22 protein-coding genes and 1 pseudogene are annotated in these 26911 nt (G+C 68.9%); 13 read left to right on the forward strand and 10 right to left on the reverse strand.

Translation table 11 applies throughout. The features are described 5' to 3' along the window. The first annotated feature begins 468 nt into the window (after positions 1-468). A complete protein-coding gene (locus tag ACFWFI_RS12320; RefSeq protein WP_387388274.1) occupies positions 469-3210 on the forward strand; it encodes an exo-rhamnogalacturonan lyase family protein in 2742 nt (913 codons plus the stop codon). A gap of 96 nt (positions 3211-3306) precedes the next feature. Next, entirely contained in the window at positions 3307-4419 is a 1113-nt protein-coding gene (locus ACFWFI_RS12325; RefSeq protein WP_387388276.1) for a LacI family DNA-binding transcriptional regulator, read from the forward strand. Positions 4420-4433: 14 nt separating this feature from the next. Here the strand turns inward: ACFWFI_RS12325 and ACFWFI_RS12330 are convergent, their stop codons facing one another. After that, positions 4434-5498 (reverse strand): rhamnogalacturonan acetylesterase, encoded by a 1065-nt coding sequence (locus ACFWFI_RS12330; protein ID WP_387388277.1) that lies wholly within the window; start codon positions 5496-5498, stop codon positions 4434-4436. A gap of 472 nt (positions 5499-5970) precedes the next feature. Here ACFWFI_RS12330 and ACFWFI_RS12335 point away from each other — a divergent pair, with 472 nt between their 5' ends. Further along, on the forward strand, positions 5971-7881 hold the full coding sequence (locus ACFWFI_RS12335; protein WP_387388278.1) for a rhamnogalacturonan lyase family protein: 1911 nt from the start codon (positions 5971-5973) through the stop codon (positions 7879-7881). Positions 7882-8058: 177 nt separating this feature from the next. Beyond that, entirely contained in the window at positions 8059-8412 is a 354-nt protein-coding gene (locus ACFWFI_RS12340; protein WP_387388281.1) for a VOC family protein, read from the forward strand. A 40-nt stretch (positions 8413-8452) separates the two neighbouring features. Here ACFWFI_RS12340 and rpsR read toward each other — a convergent pair whose 3' ends face one another. The 4 genes from rpsR to rpmG are packed head-to-tail and all read right to left on the reverse strand — an operon-like array spanning position 8453 to position 10342. Further along, complete coding sequence (gene rpsR, locus ACFWFI_RS12345; protein WP_387388284.1) at positions 8453-8695, reverse strand: 30S ribosomal protein S18; 243 nt, start codon at positions 8693-8695, stop codon at positions 8453-8455. A 30-nt stretch (positions 8696-8725) separates the two neighbouring features. Continuing rightward, positions 8726-9880, reverse strand: coding sequence for a CobW family GTP-binding protein (locus ACFWFI_RS12350; RefSeq protein ID WP_387388287.1), 1155 nt, complete (start codon positions 9878-9880; stop codon positions 8726-8728). Beyond that, complete coding sequence (locus ACFWFI_RS12355) at positions 9880-10134, reverse strand: type B 50S ribosomal protein L31 (protein ID WP_387388290.1); 255 nt, start codon at positions 10132-10134, stop codon at positions 9880-9882. The genes ACFWFI_RS12350 and ACFWFI_RS12355 overlap by 1 nt, the downstream gene beginning before the upstream one ends. Before the next feature lie 43 nt (positions 10135-10177). Next, entirely contained in the window at positions 10178-10342 is a 165-nt protein-coding gene (gene rpmG / locus ACFWFI_RS12360) for a 50S ribosomal protein L33 (RefSeq protein ID WP_387388293.1), read from the reverse strand. A gap of 71 nt (positions 10343-10413) precedes the next feature. On the opposite strand from rpmG, the gene rpmB reads away from it, so the two are divergent. Then, positions 10414-10650, forward strand: a complete 237-nt coding sequence (gene rpmB, locus ACFWFI_RS12365) for a 50S ribosomal protein L28 (protein ID WP_387388331.1) — start codon at positions 10414-10416, stop codon at positions 10648-10650. Continuing rightward, positions 10650-10955 (forward strand): 30S ribosomal protein S14, encoded by a 306-nt coding sequence (rpsN, locus tag ACFWFI_RS12370; protein ID WP_387388295.1) that lies wholly within the window; start codon positions 10650-10652, stop codon positions 10953-10955. The genes rpmB and rpsN overlap by 1 nt, the downstream gene beginning before the upstream one ends. A gap of 199 nt (positions 10956-11154) precedes the next feature. Here the strand turns inward: rpsN and ACFWFI_RS12375 are convergent, their stop codons facing one another. After that, complete coding sequence (locus ACFWFI_RS12375) at positions 11155-11292, reverse strand: hypothetical protein (protein WP_387388298.1); 138 nt, start codon at positions 11290-11292, stop codon at positions 11155-11157. On the opposite strand from ACFWFI_RS12375, the gene ACFWFI_RS12380 reads away from it, so the two are divergent. Beyond that, positions 11291-11608, forward strand: a complete 318-nt coding sequence (locus tag ACFWFI_RS12380; protein ID WP_387388299.1) for a TetR/AcrR family transcriptional regulator C-terminal ligand-binding domain-containing protein — start codon at positions 11291-11293, stop codon at positions 11606-11608. The two genes, ACFWFI_RS12375 and ACFWFI_RS12380, sit on opposite strands and share 2 nt — an antisense overlap. 17 nt (positions 11609-11625) lie before the next feature. Here ACFWFI_RS12380 and ACFWFI_RS12385 read toward each other — a convergent pair whose 3' ends face one another. Beyond that, positions 11626-12144: a DUF402 domain-containing protein gene (locus ACFWFI_RS12385; RefSeq protein WP_387388302.1), complete on the reverse strand. Its 519-nt coding sequence runs from the start codon at positions 12142-12144 to the stop codon at positions 11626-11628. Positions 12145-12490: 346 nt separating this feature from the next. Here ACFWFI_RS12385 and ACFWFI_RS12390 point away from each other — a divergent pair, with 346 nt between their 5' ends. Continuing rightward, a complete protein-coding gene (locus tag ACFWFI_RS12390; RefSeq protein WP_387388304.1) occupies positions 12491-15880 on the forward strand; it encodes a CARDB domain-containing protein in 3390 nt (1129 codons plus the stop codon). A gap of 147 nt (positions 15881-16027) precedes the next feature. Here ACFWFI_RS12390 and ACFWFI_RS12395 read toward each other — a convergent pair whose 3' ends face one another. Continuing rightward, positions 16028-16789, reverse strand: coding sequence for a DeoR/GlpR family DNA-binding transcription regulator (locus ACFWFI_RS12395; protein ID WP_387388307.1), 762 nt, complete (start codon positions 16787-16789; stop codon positions 16028-16030). Between the two features lie 201 nt (positions 16790-16990). On the opposite strand from ACFWFI_RS12395, the gene ACFWFI_RS12400 reads away from it, so the two are divergent. The 5 genes from ACFWFI_RS12400 (at position 16991) to ACFWFI_RS12420 (ending at position 24798) form a co-directional block, all read left to right on the forward strand. Continuing rightward, positions 16991-18457 (forward strand): arabinose isomerase, encoded by a 1467-nt coding sequence (locus ACFWFI_RS12400; RefSeq protein WP_387388309.1) that lies wholly within the window; start codon positions 16991-16993, stop codon positions 18455-18457. A 145-nt stretch (positions 18458-18602) separates the two neighbouring features. Continuing rightward, entirely contained in the window at positions 18603-20054 is a 1452-nt protein-coding gene (locus ACFWFI_RS12405; RefSeq protein WP_387388312.1) for an arabinose isomerase, read from the forward strand. Continuing rightward, positions 20051-21493 (forward strand): sugar porter family MFS transporter, encoded by a 1443-nt coding sequence (locus ACFWFI_RS12410; RefSeq protein ID WP_387388315.1) that lies wholly within the window; start codon positions 20051-20053, stop codon positions 21491-21493. The genes ACFWFI_RS12405 and ACFWFI_RS12410 overlap by 4 nt, the downstream gene beginning before the upstream one ends. 60 nt (positions 21494-21553) lie before the next feature. After that, positions 21554-22660, forward strand: a complete 1107-nt coding sequence (locus tag ACFWFI_RS12415) for an alcohol dehydrogenase catalytic domain-containing protein (protein ID WP_387388317.1) — start codon at positions 21554-21556, stop codon at positions 22658-22660. Positions 22661-22845: 185 nt separating this feature from the next. Then, entirely contained in the window at positions 22846-24798 is a 1953-nt protein-coding gene (locus ACFWFI_RS12420) for a P-loop ATPase, Sll1717 family (RefSeq protein WP_387388320.1), read from the forward strand. Between the two features lie 68 nt (positions 24799-24866). Here ACFWFI_RS12420 and ACFWFI_RS12425 read toward each other — a convergent pair whose 3' ends face one another. Together ACFWFI_RS12425 and ACFWFI_RS12430 are read right to left on the reverse strand one after the other, a co-directional pair. After that, positions 24867-26234 (reverse strand): protein kinase domain-containing protein, encoded by a 1368-nt coding sequence (locus ACFWFI_RS12425; protein WP_387388323.1) that lies wholly within the window; start codon positions 26232-26234, stop codon positions 24867-24869. Then, positions 26231-26911, reverse strand: a pseudogene (locus ACFWFI_RS12430) (hypothetical protein); the annotation flags it as partial. The pseudogene ACFWFI_RS12430 and the gene ACFWFI_RS12425, both read right to left, overlap by 4 nt.

Consider the following 26911-nt stretch of genomic DNA (forward strand, 5'->3'; position numbering starts at 1 on the left):
GCTTCACAAAGATTCAACTTGATTCATTGGCGGCATTGGTGAAGCGCCGATGCGGGCCTGAGGCGGCCGGTATCGATGGCAGCGGGATTCATGCGAGCCTGTCGAGGGAGTACATTTGCCTGGTGTATGCCGTCTCGTACGCATTCTGCGGGCCAAGAAGGGTCGACTGCTGGGAAACGTCGGCCGTGCGTTTTGCTTCAACTCTGGTCCATGTGATTCGTCTGGTGTAAGCATGTGACCGCGGCGCGGGCCGCTGAAGGCAACAGGCCGACTTTCGGACGGACTTGTCGCCTCGCGGCCGGTGCCCTCCAGGGCAGCCCCACGTCTCCGCCTTCGTGGGCTCGCCGTCACCTGCCCCCGCGCAGCGATGTGACGTCGACGGTCCGCGAGCCGGACGCCCGGCCACCTCTTACTTCGGAATCCGTCCATCGGTGAGCGCTCAGGCGCCGCTCAGAGGAGTTGAACACTGTGGGACAGATCAGTCGACGGTCCGTACTGACATCCGCCACCGCGGGAGGAGCGGTCGCATGGCTCGGCTCCACGGCAGGTGCCCACGCGGACGGCCCGCACGGCCGGCCGGCCGCGGCCCCGGTCCAGGCCGACGGCCACGACCCGGTCACCCTGCGCTGGCTGGAGAAGGACGCCCCGGCCGAACTCGCGGGCGGGACCACGTGGGGAGTGCCCTGGCCCGCGGGGTCGTTCGCATCCGATCAGTCGTTCTCGCTGACCACGGAGTCCGGCAAGGACGTCCCCGTCCAGAGCTGGACGACCGGTTGGTGGCCGGACGGCTCCGTGAAGTGGACCGCCCACGCCATCAGCGGCGCGGGAGACCGCAGCGAGAGCTACCGGCTGTCGGCCGGGACCGCGGCCCGGCCGGCCACCGCCGTCACGGTGCACAGCGGACGTGACCAGATCACCGTGAGCACCGGCGTGATCGAAGTGGTCTTCCCCCGCAGGGGCGATCACGTCATCAAGTCGATCCGCCGCGGAAGCACGGTGATCGCGAGGAACGGCCACCTCATCGCCTCCCGCCAGGACCGTCCCGGCACCGAGCCGTCACCGGTGGTCAAGTCCGAGTCGTACACCGGCATCGTGAGCACCGTGACCGTCGAGCAGGACGGCCCGGTACGCGCCGTGATCAAGGTGGAAGGGAAGCACAGGAAGGGGCGCCGGGCCTGGCTGCCCTTCGTCGTGCGCTTCTACCTGTACGCCGGATCGGACGGCATACGCACGGTGCACAACTTCGTGTTCGACGGCGACGAGAAGAAGGACTTCATCAGTGGTCTCGGTATCCGGTTCGGTGTGCCGATGCGCGGTGAGCTGCACGACCGGCACATCCGCTTCGCCGGACAGGACCAGGGTGTGCTCTCCGAGGCCGTCCGCGGCATCACCGGGCTGCGACGCGACCCGGGCGCGGCCGTGCGTACGGCACAGCACGAGGGCAGGGCGACTCCCGGCACGAGTACCTGGGACAACCGTGTCACCTCCCGTCTGCAGTACATCCCCGCGTTCGGCGACTACAGCCTCCGGCAGCTCAACGCCAACGGTTTCGAGATCCACAAGCGGACGAAGCCCGGCCACTCCTGGGTCCGCGTGGACGGGGGCAAGCGCGCGGAAGGTCTCGGCTACGTGGGCTCACCCACGGGCGGTCTCGCCTTCGGCATGCGCAACTTCTGGCAACTGCACCCCACCGAGCTGGAGATCGCGGGTGCGGCGGACACGGAGGCCCAGGTAACGGTGTGGATGTGGTCGCCGCGCGCCGAAGCCATGGACCTGCGCTTCTACCACGACGGCATGGGGCAGGACACCTACCCCGAGCAGCTGGAAGGCCTGGAGATCACCTACGAGGACTACGAACCGGGCTTCGGGACCCCCTACGGCGTCGCCCGCACCACCGAGATGACCTTCTGGGCTCTGGAGGCAACGCCCACCGCCGAGCGTTTCGCCTCACTCGCGGCGGCGAACGCGACGCCTCCCCTGCTCGCCAGCAGCCCCGAGCACAACCACAGCGCGAAGATCTTCGGTTCGTGGAGCCCGGTGGACCGTTCGGTGCCGGCCAAGGCGGAGATCGAGGACAAGCTCCAGGCCATCCACCGCTACCACCGTGAACAGGTGGACCAGCGTTCCTGGTACGGCTTCTGGGACTACGGCGACATCATGCACAGCTACGACGGCGACCGGCACACGTGGTCCTACGACGTCGGCGGCTACGCCTGGGACAACTCCGAGCTCTCCACCGACCTGTGGCTCTGGTACCACTACCTGCGCACCGGGGACGCCGAGGCCTTCCGCTTCGCCGAGGCGATGACCCGCCACACCGGCGAGGTGGACATGTACCACATCGGCAAGTACCAGGGCCTGGGGACCCGGCACGGCGTCATGCACTGGGGCGACAGCGCCAAGCAGGTACGCATCAGCAACGCCTCCTACAAGCGCATCTTCTACTTCCTCACCGCGGACGAACGCGTCGGCGACGTCCTGCACGAACTCGTCGACTCCGACCGCAGCTTCCTCGTCCTCGACCCCGGACGAAAGCTCAGGGAGGAAGGCGACCCCTTCGAACCCGACCCGAAGGCGATGCCGGTGGGAAAGACCACCGACTGGGGCGCACTGGCCATGGCCTGGCTCACCGAGTGGGAGCGGCACGGCAGATCGATCGCCCGCACGAAGCTGGTCAACGGTGCCGCCACCATCGCGGCGCTGCCCAACGGATGGGTGCAGAGCGGTGACGTCACGTACAACCTCGCGGACGGGAAGTTCTCCGGCCCCGCCGAGCCCAGTGTGTCCGTGGGTTCCCTGAGCTCGGTCTTCGGACTGATCGAGGTCATGACCGAGGTCGTCGCCCTCGTCGATGACGACGTCGTCAGGAACAAGTGGGTGGACTTCTGCCGCCTGTACAACGCCACGAAGGACGAACAGCGGGCGGCCACGGGATCGGACTGGGGAAACCTCAACCTCCGGCAGGCGTACGCGCGGGCCACCGCCTACGCGGCGGACCAGCTCGACGACGACACTCTCGCCTCGCGCGCGTGGAAGGAACTGCGCACCGGACACGCGGGTTACCCCGCCGACCACGACTTCACGTCCCACCGGGTCGAGGGCCCCGCGGCCCTCAATCCCGTCGACGAGGCAAGCCTCTCCGCGAACGCCAGCGCACAGTTCGGGCTCGCCGCCATCCAGTGTCTTGCCCTGGTCGGGGACAAGGCCTGAGCCGGAAATGCACGTGAGGCCGGAACGCCCCAGCTCAGAGCAAGATCGATCATTCTCCTCTAAGATTGTCAGAATCTGTTCACCGGAGGGGAAGCCATGACCGACATGCTCGTCGCTCAGCGACACGAGCGACTGCTCAGCGAGCTGAGGGCTTCCGGCGGCCTCAAGGTCGTCGAACTCGCCGCACGACTCGGGGTCTCCCGGGCCACCGTGCGGCGAGACCTTCTCGACCTCGAGGAGGAAGGCGCGCTGAGCCGGGTGCGCGGCGGCGCGATGCTGGCCACGCCCGGGTCCGGAGCCGTACACGGCACCGCGCGGGGACCCGCCGCAGGCGGACACCCGGCCAGGGCGGCCCGGACCCTGGGGCTCATCGTGCCGTCGGCGACGTACTACTACCCGCGTGTGGTCGCCGGCGTCCAGGAAGTGGCGGCCGCACACGACGCCCGGGTGGTCATCAGCCTGACCGACTACACACACGAGAGCGACGCGCAGCGCATCGAGGAGCTCGCGTCCTCCGGCGCGTCAGGTCTGCTCGTCGCCTCTCCGGGGGGACACGACCTGCCCGACAAGACCCTCGACGAGCTGGAGAGCACCGGCCTGCCCTACGTACTGCTGGAACGGCAGCCCCACGACCCCTTCGCCTCCTGCGAATTCGTGGCCACCGACCATCGGCAGGGCGCCTTCGCAGCCGTGCGCCACCTCGTCGGGCTGGGCCACCGCAAGGTGGGACTCTTCACGAACGGCAGCCCCACCGCGGCCCTGTTGCGCGCCGGCCACGAGGCTGCGGTCGACCGGCTGGGGCTCCAGGGGGACGCACCCGTGCTCGACAGCGGACGGCCCACGCTGGGGTCGGGGGAAGCTGCCGCGCAGTACGACCAGTTCATCGACGAATGCCTGGCCGGCGGGGTCCGCGCAGCGCTGGTGCACTCCGATCACGACGCGATCGAAATGATGCGGCGCATGCGCCTCCGCCGCCTCCAGGCGCCGGAGGATCTGGCCCTCATCGCCTACGACGACGAGATCGCATCGCTTGCCGACGTGCCGCTGACGGCCGTCGCACCCCCCAAACACGAGATCGGGCAGCAGGCCGCCCGCCTGCTCCTGGACCGTCTCGACGCCCCCGACCCGCAGGCCGTCCCCGTCCGCCAGCTGTTCGTGCAGCCCCGGCTCACCATCCGCTCGTCCTGCGGCACGCGAGCCGGGGCCTGAAGGCCCTCGCCCCGTCAGCGCACCATCCGCGCGGGCACGAGGCCCTGGCCCCGCAGCTCGTCGACGACGATCCCCGCGAAGGTCTTCGCCCCCTGGACGGACGTGTGGGTGTTGTCCCCGTTGACCTTCGTCAGATAGAGGTCCTTGGAGGCCTCGATACCCAGACCTTCGACCAGTTCCTTCGTCCGGGCGGTGAGGTCGACGACGGGAACACCCAGCTCGGCCGCCAGTGAGCGCATCTCCACCGGAAGGTTCGCCGCCATCACATGCTGGGCCACCTCGTCGAGGGTGCCGTCCTTCTGCATACGCCGCCGGACGATGGGAGTGACGAACACAGGCTCGCCCCCGCGTGCCGTGACCCGCTCCGCCATCTCGGTCAGGTTGGCACGGTAGTCCTCAGCGGTGGTGGACTTGTCGTTGTGCGCGAGCTGGATCAGGACCAGGTCACCGCGGCGCACCCCGGATTCGACGGCGTCGAAGAGCAGCGGGTTGCTCAGGAAGCTGACCGTGCTCTCCCCGCCATCGGCGTAGTTGGCGACGGAGACCCCCTTCCGCAGCAGCTGCGGAAGCTCCTGGCCCCAGCCGGTGTAGGGGTCCCTGGGCTGGTCGCAGACGGTGGAGTCCCCGGCCAGCAGGATCTGCCGGGCGTGACGGGCAGGGGTCACCCGCAGTCCGGCGGGCAACGGAGCGGATCCGCGGAAACGCAGGTCCAGGCCCGGGGTACCGGTATCGCCGGTCGGCTCGCCCTCGACGGCCCGGACGTTCACGGTGAAGCTCTCGCGGACCACGCGTCCCGGTTCGGTCGCCGTCGTGGCGAGCACGGTCCTGCGCTGCTCGGCGCTGATGCTCGTGCTGCCGGCAGTGGCACCGCCGAGCAGCACGGACACCTGGTAGTTGCCAGGCTCCAGGTCGAAGTGACAGTCCACACCGTCCGCCGTGGCGACGCAGGCGCGGGGGAGTTCGTGCGGTCGGCCGCTGTCGGCGTGAGCGGGTGAGGCGAGGACCGCCGTCAGAGCGGTGAGAGCCGTCAGCATCGCTACGCCGCCGGTGTATCGGGTCGTGCGGGCTTGCGGACGCATGGGGGAGTCCCTTCCCGAACTGGTCCGTGGATGAGTGGAGGAGGGCGGGACGGGGCACGGCGTGCGCAACCGGCTCATGGCCCCGAGCCGCCGGATGGAGTGCGCGTGGCAAAACCTGCCGGCGAGCCGCGCCACTGCACTGTGCTGCAGAGGCAGGCTCACGTCAACAGAAAAGTTCAATCTGGTTCTCTAGCGTTCAGTCTGATGCAGCGGACAATCGGCGGTGCAGTCCGGGCCGGAGGCGAGGTGGGAGGTGCTTCAGTCCAACTTCAGCCCGGGGGAGGCGGCACATGGGGCGTGGTTGACACCCGGCTCTCTTCTGTCCGAAGCATTGACGCGCGGTGCGGATGGACACCAACATGCGTCGAAACGAAGCATGTTGAAACACTGGGTGAGTCGAGAGCGCGATCACTCAACGGGGTGGTGCGCGCGCACGGGACGAAAACGGCCCCCAGCATCCGTAGACGAAGCCATGGAGGTCTTCGTGCACCTGCACCGCAAGCAACGATCGGGCACGGCCTGGTGGACGGCGGCCGTCGCCGCAGCCGTTATCACGGCAACCGCAGCGCTGCTCCCGGGCCTCCCGCAGGCAGAAGCCGCCCCCGGCGGCAGCGGCCGGGGGCCGGTCACGACCACGGCGGCCGCCGCGCGGACGATGGAGAATCTCGACCGCGCCTTGGTGGCCGTACGCAGGAACAGCACCGAGGTGCTGATCTCGTGGCGCCTCCTGGGTCTGGACCCCGAGGACACGGGGTTCAACGTCTACCGCTCCACGGACGGGGCGTCCTCGACGAAGCTCAACTCCCAGGTCCTGACAGGCGCGACGAACTTCGTCGACGGCAACGCGGACCTGACGAAGAGCAACAGCTACCGGGTGCGTCCGGTGGTCGGCGGCAAGGAACAGTCCGCCGGCAAGGCGTTCACCCTCACCGCGGACCATGCCCAGGAACCCGTCGTCCGCATCCCTCTCGAGGGGGGCGGCCCCGTCAAGTTCACCTGGGTCGGAGACCTCGACGGCGACGGCACGTACGACTACGTGGTGGACCGCCAGACGTCTCCTCAGAAGATCGAGGCATACCGCAGCGACGGGACCTTGCTCTGGCGCATGGACATGGGCCCCAACAGCACCGACCAGAACAACATCGAGGGCGGCTCGGCCACCATCGACGTGGGGAACTGGGACGGCGTCACCGTCCACGACCTCGATGGTGACGGCCGTGCCGAAGTGGCCGTCCGCATCGCGAACGGAGTCACGTTCGGTGACGGCGAGACGTTCTCCCACAGCGACGACGAGCACCAGTTCATCGCTGTCCTCGACGGACGCACGGGAGCCGCGAGGGCCACGGCCCCGGTCCCGGACGACTACCTCGCCGACGGGCCCATGTACGCGCGCTTCGGCGTCGGTTACCTGGACGGCTCCACACCCAGCCTCGTCGCCTTCATGAAGAACCGCGTCGGGAGCGGCGCCTTCAACCTCATGACCACCGCCTGGAGGTTCGACGGCAGCACCGTCGAACGGCAGTGGAAGTGGCTGCGTGGCGACCAGGACGCCCCCGACGGGCACAGCACACGGATCGTCGATGTCGACGGCGACGGCAAGGACGAGATCGTCGAGATCGGTTTCGTCCTCAACGGCGACGGGACCCTGCGCTACTCCCTGGAGCCCGAGGGAGTCATCCACGGGGACCGCTTCTACATCGCGAAGATGGACCCCGACCGTCCCGGCCTCCAGGGCTACGGCATCCAGCAGGACAACCCCAGCGGACTGCGTGAGTACTACTACGACGCTGCCGACGGCAGCATGATCTGGCAGCACAGCGAGGAGGGCGTCGGCGATGTGGGGCGCGGCCTCGTCGGGGACATCGATCCGAGCCACCCGGGAATGGAGGCGTGGTCGTTCTCCGGTGTCTATAACGCGCCTGACAACACGCTGACGGCATCCGACACCTCACTGGCCCCCTGGCCGGCACTGGGCATCTGGTGGGACGGCGACCGCACCATGGAACTGCTCAACAACGGCAAGCTGGAGAAGTGGAACCCCGGGAGTCCCGCACCGAGCAACAGCCTCCCGAGGGTGCTGACCACGTCGAAGTTCGGGGCGACAGGAGTGGGCAGCGCCGGAAACCCCACTCTGGTCGGCGACATCATGGGTGACTGGAGAGAGGAGGCGGTGTACACCGACGCCGACTACGACGAGCTCATCGTCTTCACCACGAACCAGCCGACGGACACACGCCTTTACACCCTCGCCCACAACCCCGCGTACCGGAACGACATGACGGTCAAGGGCTACATGCAGTCGCACGAGGTGGACTACTTCCTGGGCGCCGGCATGAGTGAGCCGCCCAGGCCGGACATCGTCTACGCCCCACGGGCGGACTGAGAGCGGGCGCGCAGGTCGTGCTGTGGCTGCGAGCCGTTGAGGACGCCGGCTCCGACCGGGGGTGGCCGTAGGATCTGCCGGTCGGCACCGGGCACCTGCCGTGCCGCTCACCGCAGGCCCGCAGGGGACCGTGCGTGCCCGGGCCGACGACGTACGAAGCGACGAGGGGACTGCATCGTGGCCAACCGCTGGGCGGGAGTGACCGTCGACTGCATCGACGTGGAGCGGGTGTCGAGCTTCTGGAGTGTCCTGCTGGACCGCCCCCCGGGCCCCTCCATGCCGGGCTGGGTCTATCTCGGTCACCGTGATGACCCCCAGCCGCGCCTCGTCTTCCAGCCCGTGACGGAGCCGAATCAGGGCAAGGTGCGCCTGCACCTGGACGTCGTGGTGGACGACATCGAGCAAGGCATCGCCCAGGTCGTCTCCCTGGGGGGCAGTCCCACCGGCGAGCGGCACGAGTACGACGAGGGCGTGGTCGTCGTGATGTCCGATCCCGAGGGGCATGAGTTCTGTTTGGCTCAGTACTACTGACACCCCGTACGGAACGGCCCGCAGGCCGGCCCGGGGCCGGTCACGTGCGAGAGCCGGAGTACGGAAGCAACGCCATCTCCCGGGCGTTCTTGGCAGCGGCGGCGACCTGGCGCTGCTGCTGTGCCGTGATGCGGGTGACCCTGCGACTGCGGATCGTCCCGCGGTCCGGGACGAACGTCCGCAACAGGTCCGTGTCCTTGTGGTCGATGTACGTGATCCCGGCGGCGTCGAGCGGGTTCGGCCGGGCCTCGAGGGGGTTCCGGATCTCTTGGCGGCGTGCCATCGGTTTTCCTCCGTAGTGGTGGGGTGGTGGTCAGCGGACCGGGTCGAGGAGGGGGCCGAACGCGGTGGGCAGCCTCTTCCACGCCTCGCGGCCGGCCTCGTATTCGGCGTCGGTGAGCAGGCAGGACTCCAGCAATGAGGTGAGGCCGTCGCGGTCGAGGCCGGGGGAGACGAACACCAGGTGCTGGCAGCAGTCCCCGACCTCCGGGTGCCAGTCGAGTGCGGCGGCGGCGCGGCGGAACGGAGGAACCATGTCCCAGGCGGCATCCGGCAGGGAAGCGAGCCAGGGGCCGGTGTTCTCGACACAGAGCGCGCCACCCGCTGCGTCCCAGGACAGCAACGTGTCGGGCCGGTCTGCGAGCCAGAAACGGCCGCGGCTGCGGGTGGCGGCGCAGCTCAGGTCCTCCAGCGCCTCGAAGAGACGCCCGGGGTGGAACGGGCGGTGCTCGCGCCATACCAGGGTGCTGACACCGGCCTCCTCCGACTCCTGGGGGAGCAGGGCACAGGCGGGGTGTTGAGCCGCGCCCGCCGCCTCCACGTCGAAGCCCGCGAGGGCCAGCTCCGCCAGTGCCTCCGATCCGGCAGGGACCTGGGGCGCCGTCGGATGCAACTGGCCGACGAGCGCCCGGTCCTGGTCGTCGGCGTCCTCGCTGTCGACGAGGGCGATGACGGACGCGTACTCCAGCTGACGGGCCCAGGTGTCGCCGACCGTACGCTGATCGGTCGGTGCCGCCGACAGTCCCGCCTCCGCCAGATCGTCGCCGTTCGCGAGACAGGGCAGGACCAGAGCGGGGTCGACCGCGGTGATCACGCCGGTCACCTCGGCCCACCCTCGGCCGTGGACGGCGATGACCTCGGCCATCGCCTTCGGCTCGACGGAGTCCCAGAGTTCGACGACGGCGAGCGCGGTGACTCCTGCGACCGCGAGGCGCTCCAGCTCCGGGATCAGGTCCTCCCTCAAGGCGCAGCAGGCGCAGTCGTTCACCAGGGGAGCCTCGCCGTGCGACAGCTCGCCGGAGGCGTCGCGAACCGTCCGCCGGACGGTTCCCCTGTCCGCGGTGCTCAGATCGTGGTGCAGGGCGACGCTGCTGGGCGCCGTGGCGAGAAGCCCTTCCACCACCTCGCGGCGGGCGTCGGAGTGAAGCCCGTTGACGAGGACCACGGGCAGCTTCCTGTCGTCCTCCATCACCGTTCCTCACGGCGGCCGTAGCGGCGTTCGAACCGCTCCACGCGTCCTGCCGTGTCCAGGACGCGTGCGGTGCCGGTGTAGAAGGGGTGGCTCGCCGATGAGATCTCGACGTCCACCACCGGGTAGGTGTGGCCGTCCTCCCACTCGACGGTGCGCTCGCCGGTCAAGGTGGAGCGCGTGAGGAAGGCGTAGCCGGCGGCCTTGTCACGGAAGACGACGGGGCCGTACGCGGGGTGGATGCCTGGCTTCATGGTGGTGTCCTTCGGATCGGGGTGACGGGGACGGAGCGCGGGTTCAGCGCTCTTCGCGGAAGTCGACATGTCGGCGTACGAACGGGTCGAACTTGCGTAGCACCAGGCGGTCGGGGTTGTTCCGCCGGTTCTTGCGGGTGACGTAGGTGTAGCCCGTCCCTGCGGTGGAGCGGAGCTTGATGACCGGGCGTAGTTCGTTGCGAGCCATGGCGCTACTATATGGCAATGGTTTCCATTTTCAATACGGGGGTCGACGTCAAGGAGAGGCAGGTACCTTTCATGTCCGCTCATTGCCAACTGACCGGCGTCCGGCCGGGATTCGGCAACAAGATCTCCCACTCGCACCGGCGCACCTCGCGGCGGTTCGACCCGAATGTCCAGCGCAAGCGCTACTGGCTGCCGAGCGAGGGCAGGCATGTGCGCCTGACGCTCAGCGCGAAGGCGATCAAGACGATCGACTCCATCGGCGTCGAGGCCGCGGTGGCTCGCATCAGGGCGCGAGGGGTGAAGGTCTGATGGCGAAGAAGAGCAAGATCGCGCAGAACGAGAAGCGCAGGGCGACCGTCGGGCGCTACGCGGCACGGCGTGCCGAGCTGAAGGAGATCATCCGAGGCCAGGGGGTGCGCGAGGAGGGCCGGCAGGCCGCTGTCGAGGAGTTGCGACGCCAGCCGCGCGACGCCAGTGCCACGCGCGTCCGCAACCGGGACAGTGTGGACGGGCGGCCCCGGGGGCATCTGCGGAAGTTCGGGCTGTCCCGGGTCCGGATGCGGGAGCAGGCCCATGCCGGATTTCTGCCCGGGGTGACCAAGTCGTCCTGGTGACGACTGCCTGCTGGGCCGTGGCGGGTGGCGTCCGGCTACAGCGCGGCGCCCGCCCTCGGCGGTGGGGTACCGGTCACGCGGGCGGGCGTACGGAAGTGCTGCGGCGACGGGACCCCGGGACGTGTGACATTTCCGGGGTCCCGTGCCGTTCCTGTTCGGACGGACGGACGGACGGACGGAGCGGAAGAGTGGTGCCTGGTTACCCGAAGGCTCTGTAGCGGTCCGCGGGCGCGTGGAACGCTTCCTTCGGTTCCCAGGGCATGTCCGGATAGGCGCGCGCGGACGAGGGGATGCCGTGCTCCTTCTCGAGGAGCTTGACGATGCTGTAGGAGGCCATGTCCGATCTCGCACCCGTGAGGCAGGTGCTCGCCGCGGAACAGGGGCAGGACACGGGGCAGTCCGCATACCTGGCGTCCCGTAATCGCGGCCCGGGCGGCGACCGGATGCCCACGGTCCTGGACCGGGCCGCGCGTCGCGGTGAGATCGACCCGGCTGTTCCGCTGCCCGACCGGCTGGTCGCACTCCCGGTCGTCCTGGTCCTCCATGAAATCCTCATGGCCCACCGCACGCCCTCCGAAGCCGACCTGGAGGAGGTCGTGGACCTGCTGTTCCTGCCCCTCGTCAGGCTCAATGCCGGGCACGACTCCGCCTGACGAGAGCCGGCTCAGGGTTACGTGATGAGGCCGAGCCAGTGCCGGTACGCCGAAGCGAAGGGTTCGGTCCCGTCACCACTGCGGTGCCCCGCCTCCATCAGCCACGCGCAGGCTTGCAGCGCCTTGTCGACGACGTCCTCGGGATAGCCGTAGCGCACCCGGTGTTCGGCGAACTCCTCCTCGTCCTCGATATGGGCTTCGCCGCCCTGGGGGCGCACGACATCGAGGTCGAGGTCCACCGTGCGCAGGACGGTCCCGTCCGCGTCCCACTCCGGCACGGTGCAGACGTCGCAGTACATCTCGGGCCCCGGTTCCGCGCAGAAGGTGGCGATCCACCACTCGTCGCGCGGGGCCAACAGCACATACGCGGACCGGGTCGTCCAGCCACCCTTGGCCGAACTGACGGGAACGCCCTGCGGAGTGCCCAGCCACACACCGTGCTCGTCCTCACCGAGCCGGGTGGCGGTCCACCGCGCGCTCAGGCTCCCGTCGTACTTCCGGATGTCGACCAGTACGGAGCCGCTCTCTGTGACCATGCCGAGACGCTATCTCGGAAGCGGCGGCGAAACGGGTCCGCGTCGTGAGCACTTGGTCCCGGGTGGCGCCGATGTGAGAACCGTTGACAAATGTGCGGCCTGCTAGAAACCTGTCACCTCAACACCGCAAAATATTGACCGGATCACTCAAAATTCTAAGCAATGAGCGCGAGTTTCCGGCAGGTGACCTGCTCCCTCTCCTGCCGGCAGCCCTGATCGTCCCCCCATCGGTGTACCGGCAGCCCGCACCCGCCCGTCGCCGACCGCTGATGCCGTAGGCGTCGCGCGGTCGGTGACGCGTCGGCGTGTCCTCCCGGTCCCGCAGTCCCACGGAACAGAGGACAGCATGAGATGGAAACAACTCGGATGGCGGTTCGTCGTCGGCGCGGTGGCGACCGCGCTGATGACCGTCGGGCTGCTGCCGGTCACCGCCACGGCAGCCGACCGGAGTCCCGACCTGGCCCTCGGTAAGCAGGCGACGGCCAGCGGGTCGCACGGCGCCTACCCGGCGTCGAACGTCACCGACGGAAGCCAGCAGACGTACTGGGAGAGCCCCGGCATCTTCCCGCAGTGGGTCCAGATCGACCTCGGCAGCCGGTTCGACGTCGACCAGGTGGTGGTGAAGCTGCCGACCACGTGGGAGGCGCGGACCCAGACGCTCGGCGTCCAGGGCAGCACGGACGGCAGCGCTTTCAGCGCACTGTCGGCCTCTGCCGCGCGAGCGTTCAGCCCGTCGGCGGGCAACTCCGTCACCGTGGACTTCACCGCGAAGCAGGTGCGGTACATCCGTGTGCAGGTGACCGCCAACACCGGCTGGAACGCCGCGCAGCTCTCCCAGGTGGAGGTCTACGGCGAGGACGAGTCGGGCCCGCCGCCCGCGAACGGCTCCAACCTGGCTCTGAACAAGCCGATCGAGGCGTCGTCGTTCACCCAGACCTACGCGGCGGCCAATGCCAACGACGACAAGCTCGGTACGTACTGGGAGTCGAACGGCTACCCCTCGACGCTGACGGTGAAGCTCGGCGCCGACGCCGACATCGAGGCCGTCGTCGTCAAGCTCTCCCCGGAGCAGGCGTGGGCGACCCGCACCCAGAGCATCCAGGTGCTCGGGCGTGCCCAGGGAGCCACCGGCTTCACGTCGCTGAAGGACCGCGCCGACCACGTCTTCAACCCCTCGGGGAACGGGAACGCGGTGACCATCCCGGTCAGCGGCCGGTACGCGGACGTACAGCTCAAGTTCTTCGCCAACTCCGGTGCCCCGGGTGCCCAGGTCGCGGAGATCCAGGTCGTCGGGACCGCCGCCCCCAACCCCGACCTGACCGTCTCCGAACTGACGTGGTCACCCGCCTCGCCGTCGGAGAAGGACGACGTCACCGTGAACGCCACCGTGCGCAACACGGGTACGTCGGCAGCCGCCGCGACGGCCGTCGACGTCAGCCTGGAGGGCGTGGTCGCCGGCAGCGCACCCGTGGGAGGCCTCGCCGCCGGAGCCTCGGTCACAGTGGCGGTCGACGTCGGCAAGCGGCCGATGGGCACGTACACCGTCTCGGCGGTGGTGGACCCGACCGACACGGTCGTCGAGCAGGACAACGGCAACAACAGCCGCACCGCCTCGTCGAAGCTCGTCGTCGGTCAGAGCCCCGGGCCCGACCTCGAGGTGCTCGGGATCACCTCCAGCCCGTCGAATCCCGCCGTGGGCGCCGCCGTCACCTTCGCCGTGTCCGTCCACAACCGCGGTACGACGGCGGTCAGTTCCCCGACGGTCACCCGGCTCCTGGTGGAGAACACCACGCTGAACGGCACGACCGGGGCCGTCCCCGCCGGAGGCACGGTCACCGTGCCCGTCAGCGGGAGCTGGACCGCGAAGAGCGGTGGCGCCAACCTGACCGCCACCGCGGACGCGGCCGGTGTCGTCACCGAGACCAACGAGAACAACAACGTCTTCTCCCGGGCCATCGTGGTCGGCCGCGGGGCTGCGGTTCCGTACACCGAGTACGAAGTCGAACAGGGCTCCTACAAGGGCACGTTGCTGAAATCCGACCAGGAGCGCACCTTCGGGCACACCAACTTCGCCACGGAGTCCTCGGGCCGCGAATCCGTGCGGCTGAACTCCACCGGGGAGTACGTCGAGGTCACCTCGACCGTACCGACGAACTCGATCGTGGTCCGCAACTCCGTACCCGACGCCCCCGGTGGCGGCGGGGCGGAGGCCACGATCAGCCTCTACGCCGACAACACCTTCGTCCGGAAGCTGACGCTCTCCTCCAAGCACAGCTGGCTCTACGGCGACACGGACAGCCCCGAAGGGCTGACCAACCGGCCCCAGGCGGACGCCCGCAGGCTGTTCGACGAGTCCAACGCCCTGCTCGGCCGGACATACCCCGCAGGGACGAAGTTCCGTCTCCAGCGCGACGCGGGCGACTCGGCCTCCTTCTACATCATCGACCTCGTCGACCTGGAGCAGGTGGCGGCACCGGCGAGTCAGCCGGCCGGATGCACCTCGATCACCACCTACGGAGCCGTGCCGAACGACGGGATCGACGACACGGACGCCATTCAACGGGCGGTCACCGCTGATCAGAACGGTGACATCGGCTGCGTGTGGATCCCGCCGGGGCAGTGGCGGCAGGAGCAGAAGATCCTGACCGACGACCCCCTGAACCGGGGGCAGTTCAACCAGGTCGGCATCAGGGACGTCACGATCCGGGGCGCCGGCATGTGGCACTCCCAGCTGTACACCCTCACCCAGCCTCAGGACGCGGGCGGTATCAATCACCCGCACGAGGGGAACTTCGGCTTCGACATCGACGACAACACCAAGATCTCGGACCTGGCGATCTTCGGCTCCGGCACCATTCGCGGAGGGGACGGCAACGCCGAGGGCGGAGTCGGCCTCAACGGGCGCTTCGGTGAGGACACCGCGATCACCAACGTGTGGCTGGAACACGCGAACGTAGGCGTCTGGGTCGGCCGCGACTACGACAACATCCCTGACCTCTGGGGGCCCGGGGACGGCGTCGAGTTCACGGGGATGCGGATTCGCAACACCTACGCGGACGGAATCAACTTCGCGAACGGGACCCGCAATTCGACGGCGTTCAACTCCTCCTTCAGGAACACCGGTGACGACTCGCTGGCCGTGTGGTCGAGCAAGTACGTGAAGAATCCCTCGGTCGACGTCGGCCATGACAACCACTTCCGCAACAACACGATCCAGTTGCCCTGGAGGGCCAACGGCATCGCGATCTACGGCGGTCACGGCAACACGATCGAGAACAACATCATCTCCGACACGATGAACTACCCCGGCATCATGCTGGCGACGGATCACGACCCGCTGCCCTTCTCAGGACAGACACTGATCGCCAACAACGCGCTCCACCGCACGGGTGGGGCGTTCTGGGGCGAGGCCCAGGAGTTCGGCGCGATCACGCTGTTCGCGGCCGGGCAGGACATTCCAGGCGTCACGATCCGTGACACCGACATCCATGACTCGACCTACGACGGGATCCAGTTCAAGTCGGGCGGCGGTTCCGTGCCCGGAGCGCAGATCTCCGATGTCCGCATCGACAACTCCGTCAACGGGGCAGGGATCCTGGCCCATGGAGGCGCACGGGGCAGCGCGACGCTGACCGACGTGACCATCACAGGGTCGGCCGACGGCGACGTCGTGGTCGAACCCGGATCACAGTTCGTCATCAACGGCAGCGCCGGTACGGCGTCCGCCCGGAGGTAGATCCTGGATCCGGCCCGGCCCTCGGACGGGACCGGGCACGACCAGCCCCTGGCCGGCACGCCGTCGGAGCGCGCCGGCCGGGGGAACGGGGTTCGGGGGCGGTGAGTCCGGCCGGCCGGACGAGGTGACGCTTCCGCTCGTCGTACGTCACATGAGTTCGACCAGGCCTCGGTACGGTTCGAGTCGCTCGTCCTCCGGGCTGAGGTCGGTCACCAGGATGTCGATCTCTTCCAGTGACAGACACTTGGCCACGGCGCGGCGGCCCAGCTTCGAGGAGTCGACGGCCAGCACCGTCCGTTGGGAGACGGCCGTCAGTGCGCGTTTCACCGCTGCCTCGTCGGCGGTGAACTCGGTCGATCCGATGGACTCGTCCAGGTAGGTCGCTGACAGGAAGCAGGTGTGCAGGGCGAACTGCTGGAGCGTCACCTGAGCCAGCGGGCCCACCAGGCTTCCGGTGTGCAGATCCGCGGTCCCGCCGGTGGTGTAGGCCCTGCACCCAGGCGTCCTGGACAGCTCGTGGAAGGTCTCGAAGCCGGTCGTCACCGCCGTCAGGTCGTGGACCGGCTGCTCCTTCAGGCACCGTGCGAGGCTGTGGACGGTCGTCGATCCGTCGAAGCCGATACCGCCCTTCTCCGGCACGAGAGACAGCAGTTTCGCGGCGATCACGTCCTTGGCCGCGGTGGAGCGTCCGAGGCGGTGGTCGAACGTCCAGGCGTCGACAGGCACGGCTCCGCCGCGGACGCGGCGGATCTCGTTCCGCTGCTCCAGCACCTGTAGGTCGCGCCGGATGGTCATCGTGCTGACGCCGCAGGTACGGGCCAGGTCGTCGACGCGGCGTACCCCCTCCCGGAGCGCCGTGATGATCGACGCTCTCCGGTGGTCCCCCTCGGCAGTGCTCTCCTCTGACATGGTCTGTTTCTACCACAGTGAACATCGCGCCCCGCAGGTGCTTCCGCGCTTGTCCGATGGTGGTCGTCATCCGCTGCTGGGGCCGCGATGTGGCCGAGAACCGTCTCCCTCCCTGCGTGATTGATACGTTTCAGCCTCTTGTCTGTCTGTGTCATCGATGTTTAATCTCTCAGCGACAGAACATCCAGGAAGGGATGCTTGATGACTGACGACGTCTCCTCCGCCGCACTCGACGGGGTACTCACCCCGGTGCGTCGGCGCCCCACGCGCGTCGGACTGGTATCCGGCGGGCTCGGCGCGTACTGGCCGCAGTTCCCCGGCCTCCTCGACCAGCTGCGGGACTCGGCGGTCTTCGTCACCCGGCGTTTCGAGGAGATGGGCTGCGAGGTGGTCGACGCCGGCTTCATCTCCGACCCGCAGGAAGCGTCCAAGGCCGCGGAGGAGCTGCGCAAGGCCGACTGCGACATCATCGTCACGTTCCTGACGACCTACCTGACCGCCTCGATGGTGCTGCCGATCGCCCAGCGCACCCACACTCCCGTCCTGGTCATCGACCTCCAGCCGACGGAGGCGATGGACCATCCGAACACAGACACGGGCAAGTGGCTGGCCTACTGCGGGCAGTGCCCGCTGCCCGAGGTCGCCAACGTCTTCCGGCGCAGCGGCATCGCGTTCCGCTCGGTCTCGGGGCACCTGCACGACGAGAACGCCTGGACCCGGATCGGCAGGTGGATCTCGGCAGCCGGCGTGCGCGGTGCGATGCGGCACGGGAGGCACGGCCTGATGGGGCACCTGTATCCCGGCATGCTGGACGTCTCCACGGACATGACTCTGGTGTCCAGCCAGTTCGGCGGGCACGTGGAGGTGCTGGAGTTCGACGACCTGAGGGTCAGGGTCGCCACCGTGACCGACGAGCAGGCCGCCGAGCGCGTGGCACTGGCTCGCAGGGTGTTCACGCTCGACGGCTCCGTGAAGGAGGAGGACCTCGACTGGGCGGCCAGGGTCTCCGTGGGCCTCGACCGCCTGGTGGAGGACTTCGAGCTCGACAGCCTCGCGTACTACCACCGCGGCCTCGACGGCGAGATCCACGAGCGGCTCGGTGCGGGCATGATCCTGGGCGCATCCCTGCTGACCGCTCGCGGGATCCCGGTCGCCGGCGAATACGAACTCCGAACCAGCCTCGCCATGCTGATCGCCGACACGCTCGGCGCGGGCGGGTCGTTCACCGAGCTCCAGGCCCTCAACTTTCGCGACGGGGTGGTGGAGATGGGACACGACGGGCCGGCCCACCTGGCCATCTCGTCCAAGGACCCGCTCCTTCGCGGTCTTGGCGTCTACCACGGCAAGCGTGGCTGGGGAGTGAGCGTCGAGTTCGACGTGAAGCACGGGCCGGTCACCACCTTCGGCATCGGCCAGGAGGCGGACGGCACGTTCAGCTTCATCGTCTCCGAGGGCGATGTCGTTCCGGGGCCCCTGCTGGAGATCGGCAACACGACCTCTCGTGTCGACTTCGGCTTCGACCCGGGTGAATGGACGGACGCCTGGTCGTCGACCGGAATCGGCCACCACTGGACCGTCTGCACCGGCCACCGCGCCAAGGACTTCAAGGCCGCGGCCCACCTGCTCGGCATCCCCTTCCGCGTGGTCGACGGCCCGAACGATCTCTGAGGACTCCTCGCTGCCTCCCCCGCGCGCGGCGTGCGGACCCGCCGGACCCTACGACCGGCGGCCCGCACGCGCCGCGGCCCTCGTACAGGCCCTTCCCCGCCGCGCCACCGGCCCTTCCGGCATCCGACCTCAGGAGCTCCACCTCATGACGTTCCCCGCACCGGTAGTCCCACCGGCTCCGTTGACACGCGTCCCCACTCACCACGCCCGGATCGGGCTGGTTACCGGGGGACTGGGCAACTACTGGCCGCAGTTCCCCGGTCTCCTCCCCACCATCGAGTCGTCCGCGGCACGTATCCGTGACCACATCGCGGGTACCGGCGCCTTCGTCGAATACGCCGGAGTCGTCTCCGATCCGGTGGCAGGGGCGGCCGCGGCCGAACGGCTCCGCCGAGCCGACTGCGACCTCATCGTCGTCTTCGTCGCCACCTACATGACGTCCGCACAGGTGCTGCCCGTGTTCAAGTACGGCGGCGCCCCCATCCTGCTCGTCAGTCTCCAGCCCTCCCCGTCCATGGACCACGCCACCTTCGGAACGGGGGACTGGCTCGGCTACGCGGGCTTCGCCGGCCTCCCGGAGATCGGCGTCGCCCTGGAACGGCTCGGCATGCCGGTGCGGAGCGTCTCCGGTCACCTCGACGACTCCCGCGCCTGGGCCAGGATCGACCGCTGGGTGCGCGCCGCGGGCGTCGTCCGCGCCCTGCGCGGGGCACGCCACGGGATGATGGGGCACCTGTACCCAGGCATGTTCGACATCGCCACCAACATCACGGCGATCACCGGCACCCTGGGCGGCCACGTCGAGGTGCTGGAGTTCGACGACCTGAAGTTGCGGTACGACAAGGTCACCGACGCCGAGACCGAGAAGGTGCTCGACGTCGTGGACCAGGTCTTCGACCTCGACCCGGGCGCGGACCGTGCCAACGTGCGCTTCCAGGCCCGGGTCTCCGCAGCGCTGGACCACCTGGTCGAGGACTACGGCCTCGACACCCTCGCGTACTTCTACTTCGGCGAGGAGGACACGCTGCTCCAGCGGCTCGGCGCGGGCTTCGCCATCGGCGCCACGCTGCTCTCCTCACGCGGCATCCCCACCGTGACCGAGTACGAGGTGCGGGCGGCCACCGCCATGTACGTACTCGACCAGTTCGGAGCGGGCGGCACCCTCACGGAGGGCCAGGCACTGAACTTCGACGACGGCGTGTGCGAGGTCGGCCACAACGACGCCGCCGACACGGCGATCACCGCGCGTAAGCCGCTGCTGCGCAGCCTGGACGTCTACCACGGAAAGTCCGGCGGGGGAGTGTCCGTCGAGGTCGACATCGCGCAGGGGCCGGTGACCCAGTACTCCATCGGCGAACTGCGCGACGGGCGGCTGAAGTTCATCGCCTCCGAGGGCACGGTCGTCGACGGGCCGCTCCTGAGGATCGGCAACACGACGTCCCGGGTCGACTTCGGATGCGATCCGGGTGACTGGGCCGACGCCTGGAGCCGGTCGGGTTCCACCCACCACTGGGCGATGGGTGTCGGCCACCGTGCCGCCGACATCGAGGCGCTGGCCGACCTGCTCGGCGCCGAGTACCTGCGGGTGCAGCCATGACGGCCGCCGGCCCCGGTGCGGGCACAGCCGTGGGCTCCACCGCCACGGGAGAGGGAAACAGCGGCTTCACACTCATGATCGCGCTGAGCGCCAGCATCGGAGGGCTGCTCTACGGCTACGACACGGGCATCATCGGCAGCGCGCTGCTGTACCTCAAGGCCCCGATGGGCATAGCCGACGACACGTTCATGCAGTCCACCGTCACAGCGATCACCCTCCTGGGCGCGATCTTCGGAGCGCTGCTCACCGGTCCGGTCTCCGACCGGATCGGGCGACGCCCGACAACGATGCTGGTCGCGGTGCTCTTCGTGGCATTCGCTGCCGGCTGCGGCTTCGCCCCCGACCTGACCACGCTGGTCGTCATGCGATTCCTCCTCGGTCTTGCGGTCGGCGGCGCGTCACAGATCGTCCCGGTGTACATCGCCGAGCTCGCGCCGCCCCGCATGCGCGGTGCGCAGACCTCCCTGTTCCAGGTGATGATCTGCGTCGGCACCCTCCTCGCCTATCTCTCCGGGCACCTGCTGGGTCCGTCCGGGGCCTGGCGCTGGATGCTGGCGCTGGCAGCCGTGCCGGCCGCCCTGTTCCTGGTCGCGATGGCCCGTCTGCCGGAGAGCCCGCGCTGGCTGCTCGCCCGGGGTCGGGAGGAGGAGGCGCGCGCCGTGCTGCGCAGGGTGCGTGTTTCCGAGGACGAGACCGAGGCGGAGATCGCCGAGATCCGGGCCACCCTCCAGCTCGAGGGTGCCACCTGGAAGGAACTGTTCCAGCCGTCGGTGCGCCCTGCTGTGGTGGCCGGCGTCGGTGTGGCCATGTTCTCGCAGATCACCGGGATCAGCGCCATCATCTACTACGCGCCGTCACTTCTCGAACTCTCAGGCTTCGGAGCCTCGGCGGCCACCCTGGGCTCCGTGGGCGTCGGTGTGGTCCTGACCGTCTTCACGGTCCTGGGCATCTATCTGGTCGAGAAGTGGGGGCGACGCCGGCTCGTCCTCCTCGGACTGCCCGGGGCCGTGATCGCCCTGGGTCTGATGGCGGCCATGCTCCCGTGGTCGAGCGGCTCCGCTGCCGCTCTGGGAAGCGGGGGCCAGGCGGCCGTGATCATCTGCCTGCTGGCCTACTTCGCCTTCAACGGCGGCAGCCTGTCCGTGGTGGCCTGGCTGTACTTCGCCGAGATCTTTCCGCTGCGGCTCCGGGGCAAGGGCACCGGCCTCACCGCACTGGTGCTGTGGATCACCAACTTCCTGGTGACGCTGCTGCTGTACTTCGCTGCTGACCGACTCGGTGTGGGTCTGGTCTTCGGCGTCCTCGCGGTGATGAACATCGCGGCCTGGCTGTTCGCTCTGCGCCGCATGGCGGAGACCAGGGGACGCACCCTGGAGGAGATCGAAGCGAGCCTGGACAACGGCACGTTCGCCCCGAGCGCGACCCGGCCCCGGGCCTGAATTCCCAGTCGCCGGGACGCCGGCACGCCCCGTACGAGAGAGCGAGAGAGAAGAGCCGACATGAGTGAGACCCATGCCCCCCGGACCGACCTCGTCGCGACCGGCGCCGGCAAACCCGGCGAGCCCCTGCCGGCGATGATGAAGGCGCTGGTGCTGCACGGCACGAAGGATCTCCGGCTGGAGCAGCGGCCCGTGCCGGCGCCCGGCCCCGGCGAGGTGCTGATCGAGGTCGGCTCGGTCGGTGTGTGCGGATCGGACAAACACTTCTTCGCCGAGGGCCGTGCGAGCAGTGACGTCATGACCGAACCCTTCGTGATGGGCCATGAGTTCGGAGGCAGGATCGCGACGGTCGGCGAGGGCATCGACGCGAGCCGAATCGGCGAGCGGGTGGCGGTGGAGCCGCTGGTGCCGTGCGGCGAGTGCCGCCCTTGCCGGCGGGGCGAGTACAACATCTGTCCGGACCAGCTGTTTCACGGCGTGCCCGGGGCGGAGGGGGCGCTCCAGGAGTACGTGGTCGTGCCGGCCGCCAACGCCTTCCTGATCCCCGACTCGGTCAGCGATGACGCCGCGGCGATGGTGGAGACGATTTCCGTCTCCCTGTGGGCAGGACAACGCGGGGACATCACCATCGGCGACCGGGTGTTGATCACCGGGGGCGGTCCCATCGGCCTCTTCGCCCTGCAGGTCGCCCGCAACCGCGGTGCGGAGCGAGTCGTTCTGGTCGAGCCGCAGGACTCCCGCCGGGAGATCGCCGCCCGCTTCGGCGCCGAAGCCGTCCCGTCGCTCGACGCGGTGGAGGAAGAGTTCGACGTGCTCATGGAGTGCACAGGCGTCCAGGCGGTCCGGCATGCCGGCTGCGCCTACGTGCGCTCCGGCGGCAAAGCCGTCTTCATCGGTGTGGGGGCGCAGGACGCCAGCGTCCCGATGCCTTCGGTGATCGAACGAGAGGTCGAGATCAGGGGGGTCATGCGCTACCGCTTCACCTGGCCGACCGTCATCGCCGGACTGGAGGACGGCCGTTTCAGGGCGGATGAACTCGTCACACGCGTGCTGCCTCTGGAGGAAGCGCACCGCGCCTGGACGGAGACGGCTGCCGGCGCGGACGTGAAGACGGTGATCCGCGTGGGTTCGAATCCCACCCGCCCCCACCAGCGGTCACCTGCGTAGAGACGTTCTGACAGCGGCAGTGGTGTCTGCGGATTCCGGACGACCGTCCGGATACGGGCGGCCACTTGTACCGGTGTCGGCGTCGAGTGACAAGTGAGGTGTGGAGAGGTGGGATCCCGGCAAGATCGGTGTCCTGCGAGTGGGCTCTCGATACCGTGGAGGCCTGAACGACCTGGGGGGACGGGATGGCTGACGGGCCGGTGCTCGCACAATTGCATTTCGGGCGTGAGGACGCCGAACGCGACGTGACGGAAGGGCTGTTGCTGCGCGGTGGGTTTCTGCCCAACGCCGCGTACCGGGGCGCGCTGAGTGGGCGCAAGATGCTGATCATCGGGCGCAAGGGGTCCGGCAAGAGCGCCATCTGCATGCAGTTGATGGCGGCGGACGGTGCGCGTGCGCACAACGGCGGGCAGATCCTGGTCACGCCGGACGAGGCGGCCGGGGAGGAGATCCGGCGGTTCGAGTTGCAGGGGCTGCCCGGTGACTCGGCCAAGGCGCTGATCTGGCGGTACGTGTTCGCCGTGCACGCGGCTCGGCATATCGTCACGCATGCCAAGGGTACGCACGGCGGCGGTCACAAGCTCGACTCGGTGAAGGCGCTCGGCCGCTTCCTGAAGCAGAACGGCGAGTCGGTGGACGGGGGGCAGGGCAGTGGTGGCGGCTGGCTGGGGGAGCGGCTGGCGCGGGGGGCCCGGGGGCTGCAGACCTCGCTGTCGCTGGAGGCATTCGGCGTCAAGGCGAGCGTGGATCTCGCCCAGTCGCCCTCCGAAGGAGCCCGTGCGGCACAGCAGTTGGGGATTGTCGAGCAGGGAGTGGCAGGGGCCTTCGCCGATCTGGGCTGCGACGGCAACGTCCACCCACCACTGCTGCTCATGGTCGACCAGTTGGAACAGGTGTGGTCGGCCGAGCCGGACAGTAACTCGATGGTGATCGGGCTGTTGTTGGCGGCCAAGCATGCCACGAGCCGGTACGGGCGTTCCGTGCGCTTCCTCCTGTTCCTGCGCGCCGACATCTACGACTCGCTGTCGTTCGGGGAGGGCGACAAGTTTCACGGCGACGAACTGCGGATCGGCTGGACGGAAAAGGCACTGCGGGACCTCGCTCTGGCACGGGCCCGGGCCTCCGCCGGAGCGGCGCTGAGCGAGGAGTACCTGTGGAAGGTGCTGTTCCCGGAGACGGTGGGCGGGGAAGACACAGCGACCTACCTCTTCCGCCGCTGTCTGCCACGGCCGCGCGACGCGATCCAGTTCCTCAACGCCTGCCAGGAGACAGCCTGGCTGGAGAACGGCCGTGACCGGATAACGGAGGCGGACGTGGAGCAGGCGGGCCGCCAGTTCTCGGCCTGGAAGCTCAAGGATCTGAGCTCGGAGTACCTCGTTGCGCACCCCTTCCTGAAGAACCTGTTCCCGCTCTTCCAGAACACCGGGTACGTCGTCACTCGCGCCGCGCTCGCTGGACGCTTCGAGACGGCGGCCGAGTCCTTCCGCAATGATTTCCCCGCGTACGCACATGCGTTGACGCTCTCCGGAGTCATCGACGTGCTGTACGGGGTGGGCTTCCTCGGGGTGCGGCGCGGCAGCGGCGTGGTATTCGCGGGCGCCGATGACTCTCCGGTCCAGCCGCACGAGACGGAATTCCACATCCACGCCTGCTTCCGGGCGGCGCTCGGCGCTACCAGCCCCTTCGACCTGCGACCCTACGAGCCGCTACTCGCGCATGCACGGATCGTGTCGGGCAACTTCAACCCTGAGACGCCGGGGTTCACCGCCCGCAACCGTGACGACCGGCTCCTCCAGCAGCTCGGGCGCTCCTGCCACTCCATCCTCGCCCAGGTCGGCCGGGCGGTAACGCTGACACCGGACGTCGGGGACGAGATCAGGCGGCAGATCAACCGTGTTCTCGACGACGTCAACCGCATACCCCCAGGTGCGGCCTCGTCGATGGACGTGAACGTGGACGAGTATCTCCTCGGCGCCGCCCACTACTTCGGCGCCCTCGCTGCCCAGCTCCTCGCCGGCGGACTGGACGACACCACGGGCGTCGGCGCTGTCGCGCACCGGATGGAGGATGAGGCCCGGGGGCTGCGGCGGGCGGCGGGCGGATCATTCGGGAGTTCGGGCAACTCCTCGGGGCGGTGACGTGCTCGTGAGTACGTCGGAGGGCACCCCGGTGAGCGGGGATGCCCTCCGACGGCCGCGGACCATGGTCAGCGGCTTCCGGCCGCCGTCAGGAGTGCGTCCCGGAACTCCTTGGCGGTCTGGAATCCGATGACCGGTTCCTCCTGGAGCGCCTTGTCGATCACGTCGGCCAGCGCCCGGGGAATGCTCGGCTCTCGCTCACGGACGGGCACCGCAGGCATGTCGAGCACGACCTGCCACACGTCCTTGTTCCGCGCGAAGTCGCGGGGATACTTCCCCGTCAGGACGTGGTAGAGGCACGCGGCGAGGGCCCACACGTCACCGGCCGGCGTGGCGTTCTTGAAGTCGCTGACCTGCTGGCGGGGCATGAACCACGGCTTGCCCGCGGTCTCCCCGGTACGGGTGAGGCCGCTGAAACCAGCCCTGTCGAAGGCTTTGCCGAGCCCGAAGTCGCTGATCTTCGCGGTCGTCGAGCGGTCCGCCTCGTTGTGCAGCAGGATGTTGGAGGGGCTCAGATCGCGGTGGACCACACCCTGGCGGTGCGCGTGGTCCAGCCCTTGCAGCGCCTGGTCGATGATACGGAGCGACTGGTCCAGCGGCAGCCGTCCGTCGTTGCGGTCCACCAGGAGATCCAGACTGCCACCGGTGCAGTACTCGCTGGTGAAGAAGAAGGTGCCCCTGGAGAACCCGGAACTGAGCAGACGAGCGACGTGGGGATGGCGCAGGCCCTGGGTGAGTGCCATTTCGCGCAGGAAGCGAGCCCGTGCCTCGGGACGTACCGCCACCTTCGGGAGCATCACCTTCAAGGCCACCTCGTCCCCGGAGGACTCGTGGCGAGCCAGGTGTACCGCGCCCATCCCACCGTGCCCGAGTTCCTTCAGGAGTGTGAACCCGGCGATGGAGGAAAGCTCCTGGTGCTCGGGATGCGCCATGCCGAGCAGCATCCGGAGCATGGCGGCGGGCTCGGCCTGGCAGGACGCGCAGAGGTACTCGCCGTCCCGGACCCGTGTCTCGCCGCTGACGTCCCGGCCGCACTTCCCGCACCGCACGCGCTCCATCGTGTGCCGGACCTCGACGCCGACCCGGAAGACGGTGGCGCCGACCCTGATCTCGTCACCCTCTTCGAGGTCGTGCTCCGGGAACCTCTCGGCCGCGGCCTCCTCGGGGGTCTGGCCGCTCCCGCGCTGGCCGATCTTCCGGCCGTTGACGAAGGTGCCGTTCAGACTGCCGAAGTCACGGATGCGGATGTCGGGCGGGTTGATGTCGAGCAGGCAGTGGTGGCGCGAGACCGTGCGGTGGTGTTCGTCGTTGGGCAGCCGCAGCGAGCAGTCGCGGGCGCGGCCGAGCACAGCGGTGGTGCGCTCGTCGAAGACGTATTCGGCGGGGTCGAGCCGTCCTTCGACGAGGGTCAGGGTGACGGTGGGCGGAGGGGTCATCGGGGCGTGTCTCCCTGATTTTCCGCGTCTCCTGGGCGCTTGCTCTGCTGCCGCTCGTGGAACTCCTTCTCCAGGTCGGCGACGGCCCGGGTCGGGGCGACGGACGACGAGGAGTGCTTGAGCACACCGTCGTCGGTGACGTAGAAGATGGCGCGGCCGATGGAGATCTCACCGCGCGGCACCGGTACGTAGACCATCCAGCCGACACTGAACCGATCGCCTATCAGCTCCGACACCGGATATTCCGGGCCGTTCAGGTTCCTGGCCAGGATGTACGCCCGCACCCGGGCGACGGCGTCCTCCTCCTGCATCGGCTGCGGCACCCTGGCCACCAGGCCGGCGAGGGAGAGCTGGAACAGGGCCCCGTCGATGTCGAAGCGGCTGTTGTCGCCGAAGGCGGCCACCAGCGTCTCGCGGGTGACGAACCCACTCTGGGCGGCGTCCAGCAGCGTCGACGCCCGCTCCTGGTCCACCGTGCTCTTCGCGTCCCCGAGCAGACCGGCGATGATGCCGGTGACCGTGCCGGCGGTCCACACACCTGGCACCGCCGTGGCCGACTCCTCGGCCGACGCGGACTCGCCGCGGTACCACCGCCCGGCATCCCACCAGTAGCAGAACGACAACAGACCTGTCTGGGCACGCGGGTTCAGCACCTGGTTCGCGACCCAGTCCGGGGC

Source organism: Streptomyces sp. NPDC060209 (assembly GCF_042728155.1).
Taxonomy (GTDB): domain Bacteria; phylum Actinomycetota; class Actinomycetes; order Streptomycetales; family Streptomycetaceae; genus Streptomyces.

Coding starts and splice junctions, on each gene's coding strand:
- ACFWFI_RS12400 (WP_387388309.1), top strand. CDS start 16,991: ATGACTGACGACGTCTCCTCCGCCGCACTCGACGGGGTACTCACCCCG.
- ACFWFI_RS12330 (WP_387388277.1), bottom strand. CDS start 5,498: ATGCGTCCGCAAGCCCGCACGACCCGATACACCGGCGGCGTAGCGATG.
- ACFWFI_RS12325 (WP_387388276.1), top strand. CDS start 3,307: ATGACCGACATGCTCGTCGCTCAGCGACACGAGCGACTGCTCAGCGAG.
- rpsN (WP_387388295.1), top strand. CDS start 10,650: ATGGCGAAGAAGAGCAAGATCGCGCAGAACGAGAAGCGCAGGGCGACC.
- rpmB (WP_387388331.1), top strand. CDS start 10,414: ATGTCCGCTCATTGCCAACTGACCGGCGTCCGGCCGGGATTCGGCAAC.
- ACFWFI_RS12355 (WP_387388290.1), bottom strand. CDS start 10,134: ATGAAGCCAGGCATCCACCCCGCGTACGGCCCCGTCGTCTTCCGTGAC.
- ACFWFI_RS12380 (WP_387388299.1), top strand. CDS start 11,291: ATGTCCGATCTCGCACCCGTGAGGCAGGTGCTCGCCGCGGAACAGGGG.
- ACFWFI_RS12350 (WP_387388287.1), bottom strand. CDS start 9,880: ATGGAGGACGACAGGAAGCTGCCCGTGGTCCTCGTCAACGGGCTTCAC.
- ACFWFI_RS12410 (WP_387388315.1), top strand. CDS start 20,051: ATGACGGCCGCCGGCCCCGGTGCGGGCACAGCCGTGGGCTCCACCGCC.
- ACFWFI_RS12335 (WP_387388278.1), top strand. CDS start 5,971: ATGGAGGTCTTCGTGCACCTGCACCGCAAGCAACGATCGGGCACGGCC.
- ACFWFI_RS12415 (WP_387388317.1), top strand. CDS start 21,554: ATGAGTGAGACCCATGCCCCCCGGACCGACCTCGTCGCGACCGGCGCC.
- ACFWFI_RS12405 (WP_387388312.1), top strand. CDS start 18,603: ATGACGTTCCCCGCACCGGTAGTCCCACCGGCTCCGTTGACACGCGTC.
- ACFWFI_RS12390 (WP_387388304.1), top strand. CDS start 12,491: ATGAGATGGAAACAACTCGGATGGCGGTTCGTCGTCGGCGCGGTGGCG.
- ACFWFI_RS12385 (WP_387388302.1), bottom strand. CDS start 12,144: ATGGTCACAGAGAGCGGCTCCGTACTGGTCGACATCCGGAAGTACGAC.
- ACFWFI_RS12395 (WP_387388307.1), bottom strand. CDS start 16,789: ATGTCAGAGGAGAGCACTGCCGAGGGGGACCACCGGAGAGCGTCGATC.
- rpmG (WP_387388293.1), bottom strand. CDS start 10,342: ATGGCTCGCAACGAACTACGCCCGGTCATCAAGCTCCGCTCCACCGCA.
- rpsR (WP_387388284.1), bottom strand. CDS start 8,695: ATGGCACGCCGCCAAGAGATCCGGAACCCCCTCGAGGCCCGGCCGAAC.
- ACFWFI_RS12375 (WP_387388298.1), bottom strand. CDS start 11,292: ATGGCCTCCTACAGCATCGTCAAGCTCCTCGAGAAGGAGCACGGCATC.
- ACFWFI_RS12425 (WP_387388323.1), bottom strand. CDS start 26,234: ATGACCCCTCCGCCCACCGTCACCCTGACCCTCGTCGAAGGACGGCTC.
- ACFWFI_RS12420 (WP_387388320.1), top strand. CDS start 22,846: ATGGCTGACGGGCCGGTGCTCGCACAATTGCATTTCGGGCGTGAGGAC.